Annotated in this window: 20 protein-coding genes; 18 read left to right on the forward strand and 2 right to left on the reverse strand. The window is 69.1% G+C overall.

Features of this window, described 5'->3' with window-relative positions; genetic code table 11:
* The first annotated feature begins 9 nt into the window (after window positions 1-9).
* The 10 genes from FXF51_RS02050 to FXF51_RS02095 all read left to right on the forward strand — a co-directional run bounded on the left by FXF51_RS02050 (window position 10) and on the right by FXF51_RS02095 (window position 7,890).
* Entirely contained in the window at window positions 10-405 is a 396-nt protein-coding gene (locus FXF51_RS02050; protein ID WP_148432478.1) for a hypothetical protein, read from the forward strand.
* Window positions 405-719, forward strand: a complete 315-nt coding sequence (locus tag FXF51_RS02055; protein ID WP_148432479.1) for a hypothetical protein — start codon at window positions 405-407, stop codon at window positions 717-719. The genes FXF51_RS02050 and FXF51_RS02055 overlap by 1 nt, the downstream gene beginning before the upstream one ends.
* Window positions 716-1,111 (forward strand): minor capsid protein, encoded by a 396-nt coding sequence (locus FXF51_RS02060; RefSeq protein ID WP_222871076.1) that lies wholly within the window; start codon window positions 716-718, stop codon window positions 1,109-1,111. Before FXF51_RS02055 ends, FXF51_RS02060 begins: the two co-directional genes overlap by 4 nt.
* The gene (locus FXF51_RS02065; protein WP_148432480.1) at window positions 1,108-1,569 is read left to right on the forward strand and encodes a minor capsid protein; all 462 of its coding nucleotides are present in this window, start codon (window positions 1,108-1,110) and stop codon (window positions 1,567-1,569) included. The genes FXF51_RS02060 and FXF51_RS02065 overlap by 4 nt, the downstream gene beginning before the upstream one ends.
* A gap of 46 nt (window positions 1,570-1,615) precedes the next feature.
* Window positions 1,616-2,092: a phage tail tube protein gene (locus FXF51_RS02070; RefSeq protein WP_148432481.1), complete on the forward strand. Its 477-nt coding sequence runs from the start codon at window positions 1,616-1,618 to the stop codon at window positions 2,090-2,092.
* A complete protein-coding gene (locus FXF51_RS02075; RefSeq protein WP_148432482.1) occupies window positions 2,089-2,574 on the forward strand; it encodes a hypothetical protein in 486 nt (161 codons plus the stop codon). The genes FXF51_RS02070 and FXF51_RS02075 overlap by 4 nt, the downstream gene beginning before the upstream one ends.
* Window positions 2,575-2,597: 23 nt before the next feature.
* Complete coding sequence (locus FXF51_RS02080; RefSeq protein ID WP_222871077.1) at window positions 2,598-2,795, forward strand: hypothetical protein; 198 nt, start codon at window positions 2,598-2,600, stop codon at window positions 2,793-2,795.
* A gap of 75 nt (window positions 2,796-2,870) precedes the next feature.
* Window positions 2,871-5,117 carry a hypothetical protein gene (locus tag FXF51_RS02085; RefSeq protein ID WP_148432484.1) on the forward strand — a complete coding sequence of 749 codons (2,247 nt, stop codon included), beginning with the start codon at window positions 2,871-2,873 and terminating at the stop codon, window positions 5,115-5,117.
* Between the two features lie 2 nt (window positions 5,118-5,119).
* A complete protein-coding gene (locus FXF51_RS02090) occupies window positions 5,120-6,001 on the forward strand; it encodes a hypothetical protein (RefSeq protein ID WP_148432485.1) in 882 nt (293 codons plus the stop codon).
* A gap of 734 nt (window positions 6,002-6,735) precedes the next feature.
* On the forward strand, window positions 6,736-7,890 hold the full coding sequence (locus FXF51_RS02095) for a hypothetical protein (protein ID WP_148432486.1): 1,155 nt from the start codon (window positions 6,736-6,738) through the stop codon (window positions 7,888-7,890).
* Between the two features lie 11 nt (window positions 7,891-7,901).
* On the opposite strand, the gene FXF51_RS02100 is transcribed toward FXF51_RS02095, so the two are convergent.
* Entirely contained in the window at window positions 7,902-9,173 is a 1,272-nt protein-coding gene (locus FXF51_RS02100; RefSeq protein ID WP_187414115.1) for a pentapeptide repeat-containing protein, read from the reverse strand.
* 166 nt (window positions 9,174-9,339) lie between these two features.
* Between FXF51_RS02100 and FXF51_RS02105 the strand changes: the two genes are divergently transcribed.
* From FXF51_RS02105 to FXF51_RS02140, 8 genes are all read left to right on the forward strand, one after another.
* A complete protein-coding gene (locus tag FXF51_RS02105; protein ID WP_148432488.1) occupies window positions 9,340-12,072 on the forward strand; it encodes a fibronectin type III domain-containing protein in 2,733 nt (910 codons plus the stop codon).
* Window positions 12,073-12,111: 39 nt separating this feature from the next.
* On the forward strand, window positions 12,112-12,786 hold the full coding sequence (locus tag FXF51_RS02110; RefSeq protein ID WP_148432489.1) for a hypothetical protein: 675 nt from the start codon (window positions 12,112-12,114) through the stop codon (window positions 12,784-12,786).
* Window positions 12,783-13,124, forward strand: a complete 342-nt coding sequence (locus FXF51_RS02115; RefSeq protein WP_148432490.1) for a hypothetical protein — start codon at window positions 12,783-12,785, stop codon at window positions 13,122-13,124. Before FXF51_RS02110 ends, FXF51_RS02115 begins: the two co-directional genes overlap by 4 nt.
* 213 nt (window positions 13,125-13,337) lie before the next feature.
* Complete coding sequence (locus FXF51_RS02120; protein ID WP_148432491.1) at window positions 13,338-13,637, forward strand: hypothetical protein; 300 nt, start codon at window positions 13,338-13,340, stop codon at window positions 13,635-13,637.
* Complete coding sequence (locus FXF51_RS02125; protein WP_187414116.1) at window positions 13,627-13,896, forward strand: hypothetical protein; 270 nt, start codon at window positions 13,627-13,629, stop codon at window positions 13,894-13,896. Before FXF51_RS02120 ends, FXF51_RS02125 begins: the two co-directional genes overlap by 11 nt.
* On the forward strand, window positions 13,893-14,672 hold the full coding sequence (locus FXF51_RS60420) for a peptidoglycan-binding protein (protein ID WP_187414117.1): 780 nt from the start codon (window positions 13,893-13,895) through the stop codon (window positions 14,670-14,672). The genes FXF51_RS02125 and FXF51_RS60420 overlap by 4 nt, the downstream gene beginning before the upstream one ends.
* 17 nt (window positions 14,673-14,689) lie before the next feature.
* Window positions 14,690-15,100, forward strand: a complete 411-nt coding sequence (locus FXF51_RS61735; RefSeq protein WP_222871078.1) for a hypothetical protein — start codon at window positions 14,690-14,692, stop codon at window positions 15,098-15,100.
* Between the two features lie 41 nt (window positions 15,101-15,141).
* Window positions 15,142-15,534 carry a hypothetical protein gene (locus FXF51_RS02140; RefSeq protein ID WP_148432492.1) on the forward strand — a complete coding sequence of 131 codons (393 nt, stop codon included), beginning with the start codon at window positions 15,142-15,144 and terminating at the stop codon, window positions 15,532-15,534.
* 293 nt (window positions 15,535-15,827) lie between these two features.
* Here the strand turns inward: FXF51_RS02140 and FXF51_RS02145 are convergent, their stop codons facing one another.
* A complete protein-coding gene (locus tag FXF51_RS02145) occupies window positions 15,828-16,406 on the reverse strand; it encodes a TRADD-N-associated membrane domain-containing protein (protein ID WP_148432493.1) in 579 nt (192 codons plus the stop codon).
* Between the last annotated feature and the right edge of the window lie 16 nt (window positions 16,407-16,422).

Consider the following 16,422-nt stretch of genomic DNA (forward strand, 5'->3'; position numbering starts at 1 on the left):
GAGGCCGTCGTGGTGGTGTACGCGACCGCGGCCGACTACGCGACCTACACCGGGCAGCCGGCCTCAGCCGGGATCGACGCGGTGCTGGCGCGGGCGTCGGAGCGAATCGACGAACTGCTCGTGGCGGCGCTCTACGACACCGACCCGGTCACGCAGATGCCGACCGACCCTGCAGAGGCCGAGGCGATCACGCGGGCGACGTGCGCGCAGGCCGCGTGGTCGCTCGCGGTCGGCGACCCGTACGGCGTGGCGTCGGCGTACTCAGAGGTGAAGATCGGCTCTGTCAACCTGAAGGCGACCAACGGCGGCGGCGCTGGACCGGCGCGCCATGCTCCGGACGCAGCCAGCATCCTGCGGACCGCAGGACTGCTGCCGGGCTACGTGATCGATCAAGGCGCGTGGTAGTGGTGCTGATTCCTGAGTGGATGTTCAGGCACACCGCGACCATTGAGCCGTTCGAGGGCGACGGCGCCTATGGCCCGATCTACGGCGACCCGGTCACAGAGAAGTGCCTCGTGGACGACGAGCGGCGACTGGTCCGCAACGCCGAAGGGTCGGAGGTCGTGTCCGATATGACGATCTTCCTGCGGGCCGGCGCGTACTACCCGGCGGGGAGCCGGGTCACGGTCGGCGGGCGGACAACCACGGTCATCGCCTCCAAGAACCGCGACGGCGGCGGACTCCCGACACCGGATCACACAGAGGTGGTGTGCCGATGAGCGAGCGCGTGATCGAGGTGGACGTGCGGCTGGACCTGCACGTCACCCCCGAGCAACTGGCCGGTGAGATAGGACGTGCGGCAGCCAAGGGCCTGTACCTGGCATGCGAGCACGTCTTGACGACCGCGTCCCCGCGTGTGCCATATCAGTCCGGCGACCTGGAGCGCTCTGGTGACCCCACGAGCCGGCCCGGATCGATCGCCGTAGACAACGGCAAGCTGGAGGGGATGATCGGCTACGACACCCCGTACGCGGTGGCGCAGCACGAGGAGTTGGACTGGGACCATCCGCTCAGGGGCGAACCCAAGTGGTTGGAGCTCACGCTCTACGAGGAGATGGCCACGGTCAGGCGCATCGTCGCTACACAGATTCGGCGGGCGCTGCGTTCATGACGACGCCCCTGCCTGGTCAGTTCTCCCGTGCTCTGCTGAACGGGCTGGCCGAGTTGCTCGCTGCTCGGGGTGTGGGCGTCTGGTCGCCCATCGGCAAGTACCTGGCGGACCAGCTCGCGCTCACGATCGGCGGCCTGCCCTCCACCCCGGACACGGCGATCTCACTGGCGGTGTACGGCACCGCCGGTGACGACCTGGAGGGCGGGGATTCGATCGTCCTCGTGCAATTCCGGATGCGGGCCAAGGGCGACCCGCGTGACGTTGGTGACTACGCTGATGCGGTCTTCTCGGTGCTGCACGGCCTGACCGAGACGCGGCTACCGTCCGGAGTGCTGGTGCTGCTCGCTCGGCGGACGGTGGTGGCGCCGCCGTCGCGTGACTCCTCCGGCCGGTGGGAGCGCGCCGACTCCTACGAGCTGATGGTGCACTGGCCCACCGTCCAGCGGGACGACGAATAGCCCCCGCTCTCTTCCTCCACCTTTTCGCACGAACGGAGTAACGATCATGGCTCTGGTGAGCATGCTCGCCAAGCACTGGCGCATGGACGTCAACACCGCCGGGCCGGGCGCGGCCACCCCCGCGTGGGTGATCGTGCGGGGGCTGTCCAAGTTCGAGAAGTCCACTGACGACAACGTCGAGGACGACGGCGACTTCGACGACGAGACGGGCTACGGCTCCGACGTGGTGACCGAGAGGAAGTGGAAGATCGAGGCCGAGGGGCGCAGGAAGCGGCAGAACACGCAGGTGTTCACCCCCGACGCCGGGCAGGAGTACATCCGCCAGGCGGCCCGCAAGGTCGGCCTGGGCGCGTTCATCGAGGTCCGCTGGTACCGGCGCGACGGTTCCGACGAGGCGTACCAGGGGCTGTGCCAGGTCAATGAGTTCAAGATGGGCGGCGAAAAGACCGACCTCGAACCGTTCTCCTTTACCCTGCTCGGCTCCGGCGAGGACGTCGAGATCGACAACCCGCTGGCGGCATGATGGCCCAGTTCCGGAACCTGGACGAGTTCTTCAATCCCACCCTGCCGCTGCCCATCGGCGCCAAGACGTACGTCGTTCCGCCGCCGGACGCCGAGGTGGGCCTGCTGGTGCAGCGGCTCATGCATGCCGGGATCGCCGCCGAGGCCGGACACGAGGTGGACTCCGAAGGGCTGAGCGCCCTCGCCGAGTCCGTGATCACCAACGAAAGCAAGGACACCGACCTCTACCAGCGGCTGCTCGGCCCGGTCTGGGACGAGATGTTCTCTGACGGGCTGGACTGGCCGGTCATCCAGCACGTCGGGGAGACGGTGCTCATCTGGGTCGCGGCAGGGGTGGACGCCGCCGTCAAGCACTGGGACGCCGGCGCGGGGGAAGCGGCGGCCCCGAATCGGAGGACTCGCCGGGCGGCGGCGGCGCAGGCCCGATCGACCCGATCACGGGGCTCGCGGAGTGGTACGACCCGGACGACGGGCTCGGACTGACCGGCGGGCCCGCCGTGTCCTGGGTGGACCTGCTGACGCGGTGGGAGCTGATCGAAGCCGACCTCCACTCCGAGTACGGGATCGACCTCGACCGGTCCGCCATGCTGCGCGGCCGGTCGTGGCGATGGCTCCGCACCCGGATCGCCGGGCTCCTCGTGTGTGACTCGCGCCTCGCCCGCGCGCTCGACCCTGGCGACGAGCGGCCCGGCCGCCGCCGCTAACCACTCCCTCTCTTCTCTCGTTGGCGGTACCGCCAGCGAGCCACCGCCACGACCTGCTGTCGATCGTGAAGGGCGGTGGCCGTCGTGAACGTCGGCGAACTGTTCGCCAGGCTGCGGCTCCGCGACCACCTCACCAACGCGCTCGGCCGCGCCCTCAACTTCTTCAAGTCGAAGGCGAAGGAGTTCGCCTCCCACGCCGGATCCATCGCGTCCGGCAGCGCCCAGATGGGCACGCGGCTCGCCGCCCTGTCGGTGGCCGGAGCGTCGGCCGCCGCCGGTCTGGCGTCGGCCGCGCAGGGCGGCGTCGCCCTGGTCGCCGCGCTCGCCCCGGCCATCGGGATCGTCGCGGCGCTGCCGGGGGCCATCGCGCTCTCCCGCGCCGCGATGATCACACTCCAGGTCGCGCTGTCCGGCGTGCAGGAGGCCTTCAAGGCCGCGCTCGCCGACGACCCGGCCAAGTTCGCCAAGGCGCTGGAAGGCCTGTCACCGGCGGCCCGCGCCGCCGCGATGGAGCTGCGGCTGGCCAAGCCCGCCATCGACGCCTTGCGCTCGTCGGTGCAGGATGCGTTCTTCGCGCCGCTCGCCGGCCACATCACCGCCGTGGCGTCGGCTCTGTCGGGGCCGCTCACGTCCGGCATGTCCGGGGCGGCCTCCCAGATGGGGCTGGCGGCGGTGGAGGCGGCCCGGTTCGCCGCTTCCGCGCAGACGTCGGCCGCCGTCACGTCGATCTTCGGTGCGCTGCGGTCGGCGGTCGCCGCGATCCAGCCCGCGATCGTGCCGCTGCTGGCCGGTTTCCGGGATCTGGCCGTCGTCGGCGCGGGCTTCTCGGCCGGGCTCGTTCCCGGCATCGCCGCGGCGGCGGCCCGGTTCGGCCAGTTCCTGTCGAACGCTGCCGCCTCCGGGCAGGCGCTCGCGTGGATGCAGGGCGCCGTCGCCGTGTTCCGGCAGCTCGCCAGCATCGCCGGAGACGTGATCGGGATCTTGCGCGGGGTCTTCTCCGCGATGCAGACCGGCGGCACCGGAGCGCTCGGCGTGGTCGGGCAGCTTCTCGGCCAGGTGAACGCGTTCGTCAACAGCGCGCAGGGCCAGCAGATCCTCGTCACGATCTTCCAGTCGCTGTCGCAGGTCGGAGGGGCCCTCTTCCCGATCTTCACCGCGCTGGCCGGGTCACTGGCGCTGGTGGCGCCGCACGTCGCGGCCATCGCGGTCGCCCTGGGGCCGGGGCTGGCCGCCGCCGTGGGTGCGCTCGGGCCTGCGCTGGCGGCGCTCGGTCCTGGGCTGACCGTGGTGGCGCAGATGCTCTCGGCGGCCTTCGCCAATCCGCTCCTTCAGGCGGGGCTGCTTGCGCTCGGTCAAGGGATCTCGGCTGTGCTGACGGCGGCGGCTCCGCTGCTGCCGGTGATCGGGCAGCTCGCCGGGATCTTGGGCCAGATCCTGGGCGCCGCGCTGGCCAATCTGTCGGCCGTACTCGGGCCCGTGATTTCTGCCCTTTCGTCCAGTTTGCAGCCTATTCTTCCGGTTTTGTCTCAGGCGGTCACCGAGCTGGCGGCGGCCACGGCCCCGCTCGCGGCGGCTTACGGGCAGCTCCTGGCCCAAGCCCTGAAAATGATCTTGCCGCCGTTGCTGCAGCTCGCCCAGAGCTTGCTGCCGCCGATCCTCGACCTGGTCAAGGCCATGATCCCGCTGGTGACGTCGTGGGTCGGCGAACTGTCCAAGATCCTCGGCGTCATTCAGCCGATCATCCCACCACTGGTGCAGATCGGGACGGCGCTACTGCCCGTCTGGATCAAGATCATCACCGCCGTGGTCAAGCTGCTGCAAGGCGACTTCCGGGGCGCCCTCCAATCGATCATGTCGGCCATCAAGGGCTTCGGCGACACGATCACGAACGCCGGAAAAGCCCTCATGGAAGGGCTCTGGAACGGCATCGTCGCCGCCGGAAACCAGATCAAATCCCGCATCGTCGGCTTCCTCCGCTCCATCCTCCCGCAGCCCGTCCTCGACTTCCTCGGCATCGCCAGCCCCAGCAAGCTGTTCGCCTGGATGGGCCGCCAGGTCCCCGCCGGGCTCGCGCTCGGCATCACCCGCGGCGGCGGCCTCGTCCGCGCCGCCGTCCAGCGCATGGCCGGGATCGTCGCCGGCGCGGGCATCCCCGACGTGCCCATGCCCGGCCTCGCCGTCCCCGGCGGCGGCGCGGCGGGAGGGCTCGGCGGCACGGCACGGACGGTGATCCACCAGACGAACTACTACCCGCAGGCCGAACCGACCTCGACGTCCGTCAACCGCGGGCTCCAGCTCGCGGGCGCACTGGGGGTGATCTGACCGTGCCGCAGTACCACCTGGACGGCGTGCCGCTCGACCATCCCGGCGGCTGCTGGCGGCTGAAGAAGGGCACCCAGCGGCGTCCGCTCCCTGGCGCACGTGCGGTGCGGGTCACCGTGCCCGGCCGCGCGGGGGAGCTGCCGATCACGGGCCTGGACCACGAGCTCACCTCGTTCAGCCTGGTGTTCTCGGTGACCGGCGCGACCCCGGCCGGGGCGGACGGCGGCTTCGCCCAGCTCGAAACCAACCTCGAAGCCCTCAGCGCGTTGCTAGGGGTGCGGCACCGGCTCATGAGCCTCCGCTACACCGCGGGCGGCATCGTCCGCGTCGCCGACGTGACCATCGTCGCTGCGAGCGAACCGGAGCTGTGGGTCGGCGCCGCCCGCGCCCGCCTCACGGCGGTCGTCGAGGTGCCGTCCGTCTACTGGCGCGACGAGACCACGACCACATGGGCCGGGAATGCCGACGCCGACGACCAGCCCATCACCACCCTGGCCGGCTCGACCGCGCCCATCGTGGACTCGGTCATCCGGGTCACGGGCCCCATCTCGTCGATCACCGTGACCGACGTGGCCACCCAAGGGAAGCTCGGCCTGCTCACGCCGGGCTCGAACAGTCTGGCGGCGGGGGAGCGGCTGCTGCTCGATTGCGCCGCCATGCGCGCCGCGCTCGTCACGACCGACACCTGGGACCTCGCGGCCGGGAGCGATCGGACCGGGGTTGTCTCCGTGTTCGGGCCAGGAAGCGCGTCGCGCTGGCTGCACCTCACCCCAGCCGTGGCACTCGGTGACCCGTTCTCCCGGGCGGTACTCATCTCGTGCTCCGGCTCCGGCGTCACCGCCGCGTCCCGGCTGGAGCTTCGGGCGCGGCGGTCATTTCTCTAATGGAGTGAAGATGCTCTGTAACGCGGTGGGATAAATCTAATAACTAGAAGTAGCCTCTTCCCCCGGCGATCACGTACCGTAACCGGATGTGAGCAAAAGGTAGCGCAGGGCAGGGCGACATGGTAGTCTTTCGCACACTCCTGGCGGAATGAGCCGCACAAAGTAATGCTCGACTTCCCGCACCTCGTCAAAGGTTCAGCTAACCTAGGCGACACCGGGAATTTCGCCGGGAAACACAAAGACCCCGATCCCAAGCGCCTGCAGACGTCGGATCGGGGCCTTGCGCGAGGCTCAGCTGGGTGCCACCGCGAGGTGGTAGCTAGCTGAGTCCTCCGTATTTGAGCGACCAGTCGAGAAGGATCAGCAACAGCTGCAAGAGCAACAGCAGCTTCTCCTCGTCGTTGTCATCTGGCCCCTCGTGAAGGGGGAACACGGCAGAGATCTCTCTTTCCCGGACCGGCTTGGTGCCTTGTGGGTGACCGCGGTCCGTGTCGGTCGGCCCCTAGGGAGTCGCCGACCGGCTCAGTGAGACTTGCATGCCCTCCATGTCAATGAATCGTAGTGGGCGCGGGAGTTCGCGAGGCAAATTTCAGCATCACATCCAAAAGTTTTTTTGCGCACTTGCGCCCGATTTGAGCTACTCGGTACCGATTTTTTCGAGAGATCCGAACGCGATTTCTTTTCATTTCAATGCGCTGTCGCGTCAAATATAGATAATGGGACGGGGGACCTGTGTGTATGATCTCCGCCTCGTCGCTTACACCCCCAACGGGGCACGCCTGGGCATCCTTCCGCATCCTCTGTTCATCCAGGTCGCCTGGCCTCTCAACGACGTCCCCTCGCTGAAGTTCGCGTACAGCACCCACGCGGTCGGCGCGCACCTCCTCGCTCAGCCGTGCGAGATCGGCGTGCAGTGGTCAGCGGACGGCGCGATCTGGATCGAGAACGGCGACGGCCGCTTCATCCTGGCCCGCCGCGAAGGCGACCAGCTCGACCGCTCCGGCCTCTGGCGGTTCGACTGCCCCTCCTACCTGTGGGTGCTGCGCAAGGCAGTCACGTACGCGCACGCCTCCATCGCCCCGGTCAACGGCCAGCGCGTCTACGGCTCCCCGACGCCGAACGCGACGGCCGGGTTCATCATGAACTCGCTGCTGACAGAGGCGCAGGCGCGCGGCGCCCTGGCCGGATTCGCCTGGACGTTCACCGGCAGCCTCGACACCGCGGGCCTGACCTGGAACCAGACCTTCGGCCTGGGCATCCCGCTCGGCACCGACGTGCTCGCCGTGCTGCTGACGCTGGTGGAGGCGGGCCTGATCGACATCCGCATGACCGGTCCCCGCACCCTGTCCGCGTGGCGGCCGGGCACCGCCGTCTTCCGCGACCTCACCACCATCCCCACGCCCGTCGAGCTTGCCGCCGGCCGCGACGTCCGCACAGCCCCTGACGTCGGCACCCTGGAAGACCTGGCCAGTGCCGCGTACGTCGTCGGCGACAGCAGCTTCCGCACCGAGCGCGTCAACATCGGCACGCCGCTGCCGTGGGGCCGGTGGGAGGTCGGCGTCCGCCAGGTCGGCGTGACCGAGGCGACCGCGGCCACGCTGGTGGGCGACTCCCTGCTCGTGCGCGGCGCGGTCGAGCGGGTCCAGCGCACCCGCGAGCTGTCCTTCGCCCACGGCGCACGCTGGCTACCGCTGCGGGACTACCTGCCTGGCGACCGCATCTGGGCCCCCGGCAACGCAGGGCAGCGGGTCGCGCTGCGCGTCCGGCAGATCACCCTCACCCGCACCGACCGAGGCGTGGTGTCCGGGAACCTCGTCCTCGATGACCGGCTCGCCGACCAGGAGATCCGGTTACGCCGCCGCATCGCAGGCATGTCGATCAGACCATAGCCCCAGGGTGATCAGACGAAGAACGTAGTTTCATCGACTAGAGCTACCTTTCTTATTTCGTCCTCCGTGACTCCAACTACTTCGCCCAGGTACGCGCCGCGCAGGTCCGCCTCGGTCAGGTTCGCACCGCTCAAGTTGGCGCCGATCAGGTCCGCGCCGCGCAGGTCCGCACCGCTCAGGTTCGTGACGCGTAGGGTCGCTTCGGTGAATTTCGCGCGGGTTAGGTTCGTGCCGGTCAGGTTCGCGAGAGTCAGGTTCGTGCCGATCAGGTCCGCGAGGTTCAGGTCCGCGCCGCGCAGGTCCACACTGCTCAGATCCGCACGGGTCAGGTCAGATGCGCTCAGACCCGCGTGGTGCAGGTCCGCGCCGGTCAGGACCGCATCGGTCAGGACCGCATCGGTCAGGACCGCATCGATCAGAGTCGCCTCGATCAGAGTCGCGTGGTGCAGGGCCGCGCCGGTCAGGTCCGCGCCGGTCAGGTCCGCGAGGTTCAGAGTCGCATCGCGCAGGTTCGCACCGCGTAGAGCAGCCCCAGGAGTCCGGATCTCGGCAAGATTAGGCCTACGTACAGCTCGGGTACCGTCTCGACGGCTGATGACGGTCAACGCCGCCTGGACATCAGTGGCTGGCTTGTCAGGGAGATCCTTCGCTTTGACGCTGGGTTTCGGATCGTGCTCGCGAACAAACGCGGTCAGCACGTCGTAAACGGTCCCATGATCGCGCGGGGAGTCTTGCGCGAGCCGCTCCAACGCGTACAGGCCCCCGAGACGGACGTCCAGCGTAGTGGAGCCGAGTTGTTCGACCGCCTTGGTGTACCGATCGGTAATCAGCCCCTGTTCCGCTGTCCGCTGAGCCTGCCGGGAAGCGTCTAGGGACTGCGCCGTGTACCACAGGCCCTGTGCTGTGAAGACGACACCGCCGATGACGACCAAGCCGGTGGCAGCCTGAATCAGGGTGTGGCGGGCTGCGTTGACAGCTTCGACGCGTTCGGTGGCGGTCATCTGCTGACGCTCGGTCGGCGTCAGCGGGTGGCGTTCGCCGGCCAGGCGGCGTGCGGCGGGTCCGACGAGTACGGCGATGGCGAGGACGGAGATTCCGGCTAGTGCGGTACCGGCCAGGGTCCAGCGTCCCCACTCTGGGATGGTCGCGATGGCCGCGGCGACGGAGGCTCCGGCGATTCCCAGCAGAAGCGGAGCCAGCCACAGTAAGCGCCGGAGCCGTCGTCGAGCAGGTATCTCGGCCGGAACGGAGGCTGGCAGAGGCTCGGCTTCAGCTCTGGCCATCCGACGTGCCTTCGCTGTGGTCGCTGCTGCAATGACCTGCCGGGCGGGCGGCCGCAAGTGTCTAGCTGACATGGCCTCATTGCACCCGTGCTTCGCGTGGTGGGTGCTTCGAGTGCTGCAACCGTTACCGCAGGCGGACGATCGTGACGCCCTTTCTGGAGGATTCGTGCAGGTCATCACGCGCGGACTGCCGGAGCCGTATGCGCTGCGCCTGGCCGCCTACGTGCCCAACGGCGGCAGGCTCGGGACGCTGCCGCACCACCTCGGGTTCGAGGCCGGGCTCCCACTCAACGACGTACCGTCCTTGAAGATGACGTACTCGGCGGCCGGCGCGGGCTCCGGGTGGCTGGCGCAGCCGGTGGAGCTCGCCGTGGAGGTGTCGGTCGGCGGCAGCCCCTGGCTTGAGCCGAACGACGCCCGCTTCCTGCGGATCAAGCGCGGCAGCAACGCCACCGACGCCACCGGTGCCCGCACCTACGACTGCCCCGGCTACAGCTGGATGTTGCGCAAGCTCGTCCTGTACGCCGGGCTGGTGATGGCGGACGGCAAACGCCCGTTCAGCGCGGTCAGCGCGGGGGCGATCCTGCGGACCTTCATCGACGAGGGCCAGGCGCGCGGTGCGCTGCCCGGCCTCGCGGTCAGCTTCTCCACCACGCACGACTCCGCCGGTCAGCCGTGGAACAAGACGCTGACGCTCCAGATCGAGCCCGGCACCGACCTGCTCACCCTCCTGCTCAACCTGTCCGAGCAGGGTGTGTGTGACTGGACCATGGCCGGCCGGACGCTGCGCGTCTACAACGAGGGCACCGTCCTGGCTGAGGACCTGGCCAGCGGCCCCGCCCCCGTCGATCTGCGGCTCGGCCGCGACATCGACGACGCCCCCGCCACGGCGACTCTCGAGGATCTGGCGACCGCGATCCTCGTGCGTGGCGACGCCGGGCTGACCGTCGAGCGGACCAACCCGTCCGCGCCCGCACCGTGGGGACGCTGGGAGGCGCCGCAGTCGCAGGGCGGCGTCACCGACCAGGGCACGGCCATCCTCCTCGGGGACAACGCCTTGCAGCGCGCCGGGCGCGAGCGCACCCAGCTCACCCGCGGCATCCGCGTCGGCGCGGCGCGATGGCTGCCGCTGGCGCACTACCGGCCGGGAGACGTAGTGCTCGCGCCGGGGGAGACCGGCGCGATGGAGCCGCTCCGAGTCCGGCAGATCACCGTGTCCTGCGCGGCGGACGGCGCGCTCAGCGGCAACCTCGTGCTCAACGACCGGTTCATCGAACGTGAGATCCGGCTCGCCCGTCAGGCGGCCGGGATCCTCGCCGGTGGCGTCTCATCCGGCGGCACCGGAGGGGAGCCCGCGCCGGAGCTGCCGGGCGGGCGGGTTGCCGCGCCGCCGCAGGGGCTGGTCGTGACTCCGGCCGCGTACGTGGACGAGTACGGGTTCGCGCGCGGTCAGGTGACCGCGACTTGGTCGCCGGTCACCGCCGACACCGCCGGGGTGGTCATTGACCCGGACCGGTACGAGCTGTACGCCCGCGTCAACGAGGCAGGTCAGGTGTGGCGGCTCATCGCCTCCTCGGACGACACCACGGCGACGTACTCGCCGCTGGTCGTGGACGAGACGTACGGGTTCAAGGTGCGCGCGGTCGCGCAGGGTACGCCGGGGGAGTTCTCGGCGGTGTTCGTGGTGCTCATCCCCGACGACGTGACCCCGCCGCCGGTCCCCTCGATGCCGGTCCTGTCCACCAGGTTGGGCGTGATCGAGGTGGCCTGGGACGGCCTGTCTTTCACGGGCGCGGCGATGCCGTCCGATTTCGAGCTCGTGCGCGTGCATATGGCCGCCGACGAGGCCGGCCCGTACGAGGTGGTGGATCACCTGCGCGCGGCCGGGCAGGGGCTGGTCGCCGACCAGCCGTATAATGAGCTGCGCTGGTTCCGGCTGACGGCGCTCGATCGGCGCGGCAACGAGTCCGCTCCTTCGGCCGCCGCCTCGATTGCCACGCAGCCGCTGGTCAACGGCGACCTGATCGGGAAGATTCTCGACGGGGCGAACATCATCGACGGCACCGTGAACGCGGCCGACGCGCTCATCGCCAACACCATCACCGGCGAGCTGATCCAGGCACTCGCGATTGAGACCCCGCATCTGAAGGCCAACGCGGTCACGCTCGACAAGCTGGCGGCCGGATCGGTGGACGCGGCCAAGCTCACGGCCACGGCGATCGACGGCAAGACCATCACGGGGGCGTTCATCCGCACCGCCGCCACGGGCCGGCGGCTGGAGTTCGCGCCACCCGGGAGCACCTACCCGGAGATCAGGTTCATCCCGGCAGGGGCCGGTACCAACTTCACCCGCTTGAGGACGCGGGACGACCGGTTCGCAGGCGAGGCCACGTTCGAGGTCACCTCCGGCACCAACAGCTCCGTCACCGCCGCCAGCCAGACGACCATCGCGGCCGGGTACATGCAGATGCAGGTTCGTGACGCGTCGCTCACCGGCGACAACGGCGGGTTGATGGAGGTGGCCGAGTCGTACGCCAGCTACGGCTACATGCACAACGCGTCCGACGAGCAGTACTTCTGGTTCGACTCCAGCGGCCGGACCCGCCACGTCGGCAAGTGGTGGGACTTCACGAACCTCGGCTCCACCGCGGGCATCCTCGCTGGCTCCATCGTGTTCGCCTCGGCCGGGTCCGGCGCCAACATCCGCTTCCTGTCGTACGGGACGGAGATGAACGGCAACATGGGGCCGGTCTGCGTGCTGCGGCGAGGTCTGTCCAGCCCGACCTCGCACACGCCCTCAGGGTCGTGGTACGAGACCGAGTCGCTCCAGACCGGGTTCCGGATCTCCAGTTCGTTCCCGGACGGGTTCGCCATCTACTGGTGGTCGCACCGCCACTGACCTGCCCACCCTTGCCCATCCTGCACGAGGGGACTCATCATGCCTGCCGAGCTGGTGCAGGTGTGGGACGCCGAGCTGTCCTACACGCACACTCCGCTCCGAGACACCGGGACACCGGTCGCGCCGCACACGGACGGGGCCGAACCGCTGTGGTGCGTCTACCAGTACGCCCCCGCGAACGCGGTAGAGATCCACCACGCGCTCCCGCACACGCTGCTGGAATGGCGATGCGCCCTGTACGGGCTCGACCCGGACGATGTCCCGACGCTGCTCGACATCGCCATGCACGAGCCGTACATCCCCGACCGCAACGACATGCTGACTCGTACGGACCCCGGCGCGGTGAAGGTCCTGGAAGCCACGCGCGGCCTGCCGACCTGCTGGACCCCCGGCGTCCCCGAGCACGAGCGGCGCGCGGCCTACGTGGAGCGGATCAGGCTCGTCAAAGAGCACCGGGTCCGCCTGAAGCCGGCGCCGCGGGCGCTGCGGGCCGAAGCGCTCGCCTACGTCGGCTCGGCCCGGGTCGCGCCGCCGGATCCGCTGGAGCCGATCCTGTCCCTAGTCCGGCTCGACCCTGTCCGGGTGGAGTCGCGGCGCATGGCCACCGAGTGGTTGCGTGCGGAACGCGGCGACCAGCTCCCGCAGCCGACGTTCCAGCTCAAGCCTCCGGCCACGTTCGTGGGGACGCAGCCCCGGGCGGGCGGTACCGCTTGACCAGTGACGACACGACCAGCCTCGCTCTGTCCCTGGAGACGCTGCGTCGTCTGGTCGAGGTGGGGTTCGCTCAAGTCAACGGCCAGATCGCGCTGGTACGGCAGGAGCTGGAGCAGGTCAACGACCAGCACGCCAAGCTCGCCCAGCGCGTCGAGCAGGACCGCATGACCGCTGACGTTCGCCATGCAGCGCTGGAGGCCCGCCTGGACAACATCGAACGGGAGGCCGTGACACGATCCCAGCTCGCTGACCGCACCCGGCAGATCATCGCCGTCGTGGGCGTGCTCGTCACCGTGGCCAGCGCGGTGATCGCGCTGATCGCATTGACGCGAGGCTGAACTACTTCCGTGCCTGGTTACGGTCGTGCGCAGCCTGGATGCGTCGTGCCGCGCCTGACGTGGCCAGGGCGCCGTCAGGGTGACGTGACGCGCTCCGCATCGCGCTGGCCTTCTCCTTCGCGGACGGGCCCTTGGCGCTACGTGCGCTCTTACCGCTGCTGTTGTTCGCCATAACCCGAGTATCCCTGTCCGGCCGCAACCAGAAAGGTGCCAGTGGCCTTGCTGGTGCTGCCCACCCGCGACGGCGTGCTCCTCGTGCCCGCCGTCCTTCCCATCCGCGTCAGCCACGACGAGCTGAAGATGACTGTCGCCGACTGGCTCGCCCTCAAGGAGATCACCATGCCCCAGCCCTCGCCCGAGCCGATCGATGTCCTCGACGGCCAGGATCCACTCCCGATGCCGCCGTTCGCCGACGCGAGCACGACCGTGCTCGACCCCAGCCAGGACGGGCTGCCCCAGGACCCCGGCAGCACCATCGACGACGAGGAGGAGGTGACCACGCATGACGGTTGACCGGCTGCCCATGACCTGCGACATCGTCCGCTATCGCGGCCAACATGGTCTCCAGGCTGTCCGAGCGGCAGTCGTGGTAGCCGACGTGCACACTCTCGACCCCGCCGGAGTGCGGTCGGGGACGGTCCCCGCGCTCGACAGCCCCGAGCATGTTCATCTGCTGGTGTTCACTCCTGGGGCGCGCGGCTCGTTCTGGGAGTTCAACGTGCCGCCCGGCGACGGACCCGGCGCGTGGCACTGGCCGCCGGAGCGCTCATGATAGCCAAGACGTCAGCGAAGCCCGCCGATCGGCTCCTGGCCGTCGTGCGCTCCCAGCTCGGGGAGACCGAGTCGCCGACCGGGTGGACGAAGTACGGCTCCTGGTGGGCGAAGCGGCACGACAAGTCGGCCGCCTGGGCGGTGGCCGCTTGGTGCGACATGTTCCTGGCCTGGTGTGCCGCGCAGGCCGGGCTCATCGCCGTCGTCGGGGATCACGCCTACACGCCGTCTCACGCCGCCTGGTTCAAGGACCGAGGCCAGTGGGGGCACACACCCCGGCGCGGCGCGATCGTGTTCTTCGACTGGGGCGGCACCCGCGACATCAAGGCGATCGACCACGTCGGCATCGTCGAGGCCGTCCGCGACGGTGGCCGGACCATCGTGACGATTGAGGGCAACACCGAGAACCGCGTCATGCGCCGAGTGCGCTCGCTGGCGAACGTGGCCGGGTTCGGCTACCCCGCCTACCTGCCCGAGCCGGCCACGCCGAAGCCTCCCGCCGCTCCGGCACTCACCTGGACGGAGACGATGATGAAGGAACTGCCCACGCTGCGGCGCGGCGACGGCAAGGACCCCAACGACCCGGCCCGGTGGGACGTCAAGACGGTCTTTTACCTGCTGCACGCCCGCGGCTTCGGCGTGGGCGGCGGCGTGGACGACACCGTGTTCGGCGCCGCGCTGGAGGACGCGGTTCGCTCCTTCCAGCGCCACGCCGGTCTCAAGGTGGACGGCGTGGTTGGGCCGAAGACGTGGCCCGCGCTCGTCCGCGTGTCCTAACACCGCGAGGAGTGATCATGCTCAGGTTCGTGTCCACCGTGCTCGCCGCCCTCGTCGCCGTGCTGCTCGCGGCCGGGCTCGGCGGAGCCGTCGCGCTGGCGGCGGCCGAGCCGAAGGCCCTCGGCTTCTGCGCCAAGCAGACCGGCGGCGCGCTCCGCCTGCTGGAGCCGAAGAACATCGCCAAGTCGCAGTGGGGCAAGTGCAAGTCCGGCGAGACCCGCGTGCAGCTCCCCACCACTGCGGCCAAGGGCCCCAAGGGCGACACCGGCCCGGCCGGACCGAAGGGCGACACCGGCGCCCCCGGCAAGGACGGCAAGGACGGGCGCAGCTTCGACGGCGCCCCCTTCACCATGACGTTCACCGGCAACGGCCCCTGGAAGTGCACCTGGAAGGCCGACACCGCCACGCTCGCCTGCGTCACCCCTTAACCCCTCTCGTTGGCGTGAACGCCAACAGATTGGAGACCTGCATGGTCAGCTCCACTGCGAAGAAGCTCACCATCCTGGGTCAGGAGCCCGCGGCGATCGCGTACATCCTCAACGCGCTGCTCGCGTTCCTCGTCACCATCCCGCAGCTCGGCCTCACCGAGGAGGCCGCGGGCTACGTGTCCACCATCGGGTCGGGTGTGCTCACGCTCATCGTGGCGTGGCAGACCCGGCCGTGGGTGATCTCGGCGCTGACGGGCGCCGTGTCCACGGTCCTCACCGGCGTCTCCCATTTCTGGCTGGTGCTCACCCCCGCGCAGACGGCGGCGTTCATCCTGCTGCTGTCCGCGGTGCTTGGCCTGGCCTTGCGCGGCCAGGTCAGCCCGAAGGCCGGGCCGGTTGCGCACGTGGTCGTCGTGGAGGAGAAGCTGCCATAAGTTCTTCAGTCGGCAGGTCGAAGCCCCGTCCACCTCCTATGGGAGGTGGACGGGGCTCGTTCGTGTTTCACGAGGTCAGTGTGTGGCTCGGGCTCTATTGCCAGATCGACTGGCCTTCAGGTACGACCGTCACACCGATCCGACCCCGCCTGACGTTCGTTCCACTTCACCCGCAGAAATGGATGATTCTCCACCATTGCCAGCCAGGACGGTCAAGATGCTGTGGGGCGGACGCCCGCTGGCCAAGGGGCTCAGCTGAACTTTGGAGCCTGTGCCGCTCTGCGCAAATTTTGTCACTCACTCGCCGTGCCGCGGGGTAAATCCGTGTCGTCCGGTCTCCTAGCGGACAACATGCCGCGCAGTACCTCCGTGGTGATGGTGGCCTGCTGGTTGGGCTCCAATCGCTCAATGCCATTAAGGAGACGCTCGGCCGCCAGATAGCGCGAGAACTCCAACGGCTGGTCGAAATAGGAACGCAGATGTGCCGCAGCGCTCTCCTGTGAGCGGACGAAGGTCCGACCGATGAAGGCAGCAAACGCCGCCGCTGTTGCGCCCAGCGCACCGGTGACGACGGCCCCCGTTGAGGTTTGGGCAGCGAGCGCTAAGATTGCGAAGACGACCAGAAGAAGAAACCCAACCGTCATGGCAATCTGCGCATTGCGAAACGACTGACGGGCCTGTCCGGTAGCGATCTCGTGGTAATAGTCCAGTCGTGCATGAGTGACCTTCCACAGCGCTGGCAGCGTCAACTCGTCTGCGACGATGAGCTCATTCTCAACACGCGAGAGATCGCGGCGGGCGGCCTCTTGAGCCTGGGCTGTACCAGATGCGGTCGGCTTGTGTCCTTGACGGACCCGATCGAGCGCTTTCATCCAGTCAGTGATTGCA

Source organism: Nonomuraea sp. PA05 (genome assembly GCF_008086045.1).
GTDB classification, from domain to species: Bacteria; Actinomycetota; Actinomycetes; order Streptosporangiales; family Streptosporangiaceae; genus Nonomuraea; species Nonomuraea monospora.

Bases quoted from the DNA above. Each gene is read 5' to 3' on its own strand.
- FXF51_RS02060 (WP_222871076.1), top strand. From the start codon at position 716: ATGAGCGAGCGCGTGATCGAGGTGGACGTGCGGCTGGACCTGCACGTC.
- FXF51_RS02065 (WP_148432480.1), top strand. From the start codon at position 1,108: ATGACGACGCCCCTGCCTGGTCAGTTCTCCCGTGCTCTGCTGAACGGG.
- FXF51_RS02070 (WP_148432481.1), top strand. From the start codon at position 1,616: ATGGCTCTGGTGAGCATGCTCGCCAAGCACTGGCGCATGGACGTCAAC.
- FXF51_RS02075 (WP_148432482.1), top strand. From the start codon at position 2,089: ATGATGGCCCAGTTCCGGAACCTGGACGAGTTCTTCAATCCCACCCTG.
- FXF51_RS02100 (WP_187414115.1), bottom strand. From the start codon at position 9,173: ATGGCCAGAGCTGAAGCCGAGCCTCTGCCAGCCTCCGTTCCGGCCGAG.
- FXF51_RS02110 (WP_148432489.1), top strand. From the start codon at position 12,112: ATGCCTGCCGAGCTGGTGCAGGTGTGGGACGCCGAGCTGTCCTACACG.
- FXF51_RS02125 (WP_187414116.1), top strand. From the start codon at position 13,627: ATGACGGTTGACCGGCTGCCCATGACCTGCGACATCGTCCGCTATCGC.
- FXF51_RS60420 (WP_187414117.1), top strand. From the start codon at position 13,893: ATGATAGCCAAGACGTCAGCGAAGCCCGCCGATCGGCTCCTGGCCGTC.
- FXF51_RS61735 (WP_222871078.1), top strand. From the start codon at position 14,690: ATGCTCAGGTTCGTGTCCACCGTGCTCGCCGCCCTCGTCGCCGTGCTG.
- FXF51_RS02140 (WP_148432492.1), top strand. From the start codon at position 15,142: ATGGTCAGCTCCACTGCGAAGAAGCTCACCATCCTGGGTCAGGAGCCC.
- FXF51_RS02145 (WP_148432493.1), bottom strand. From the start codon at position 16,406: ATGAAAGCGCTCGATCGGGTCCGTCAAGGACACAAGCCGACCGCATCT.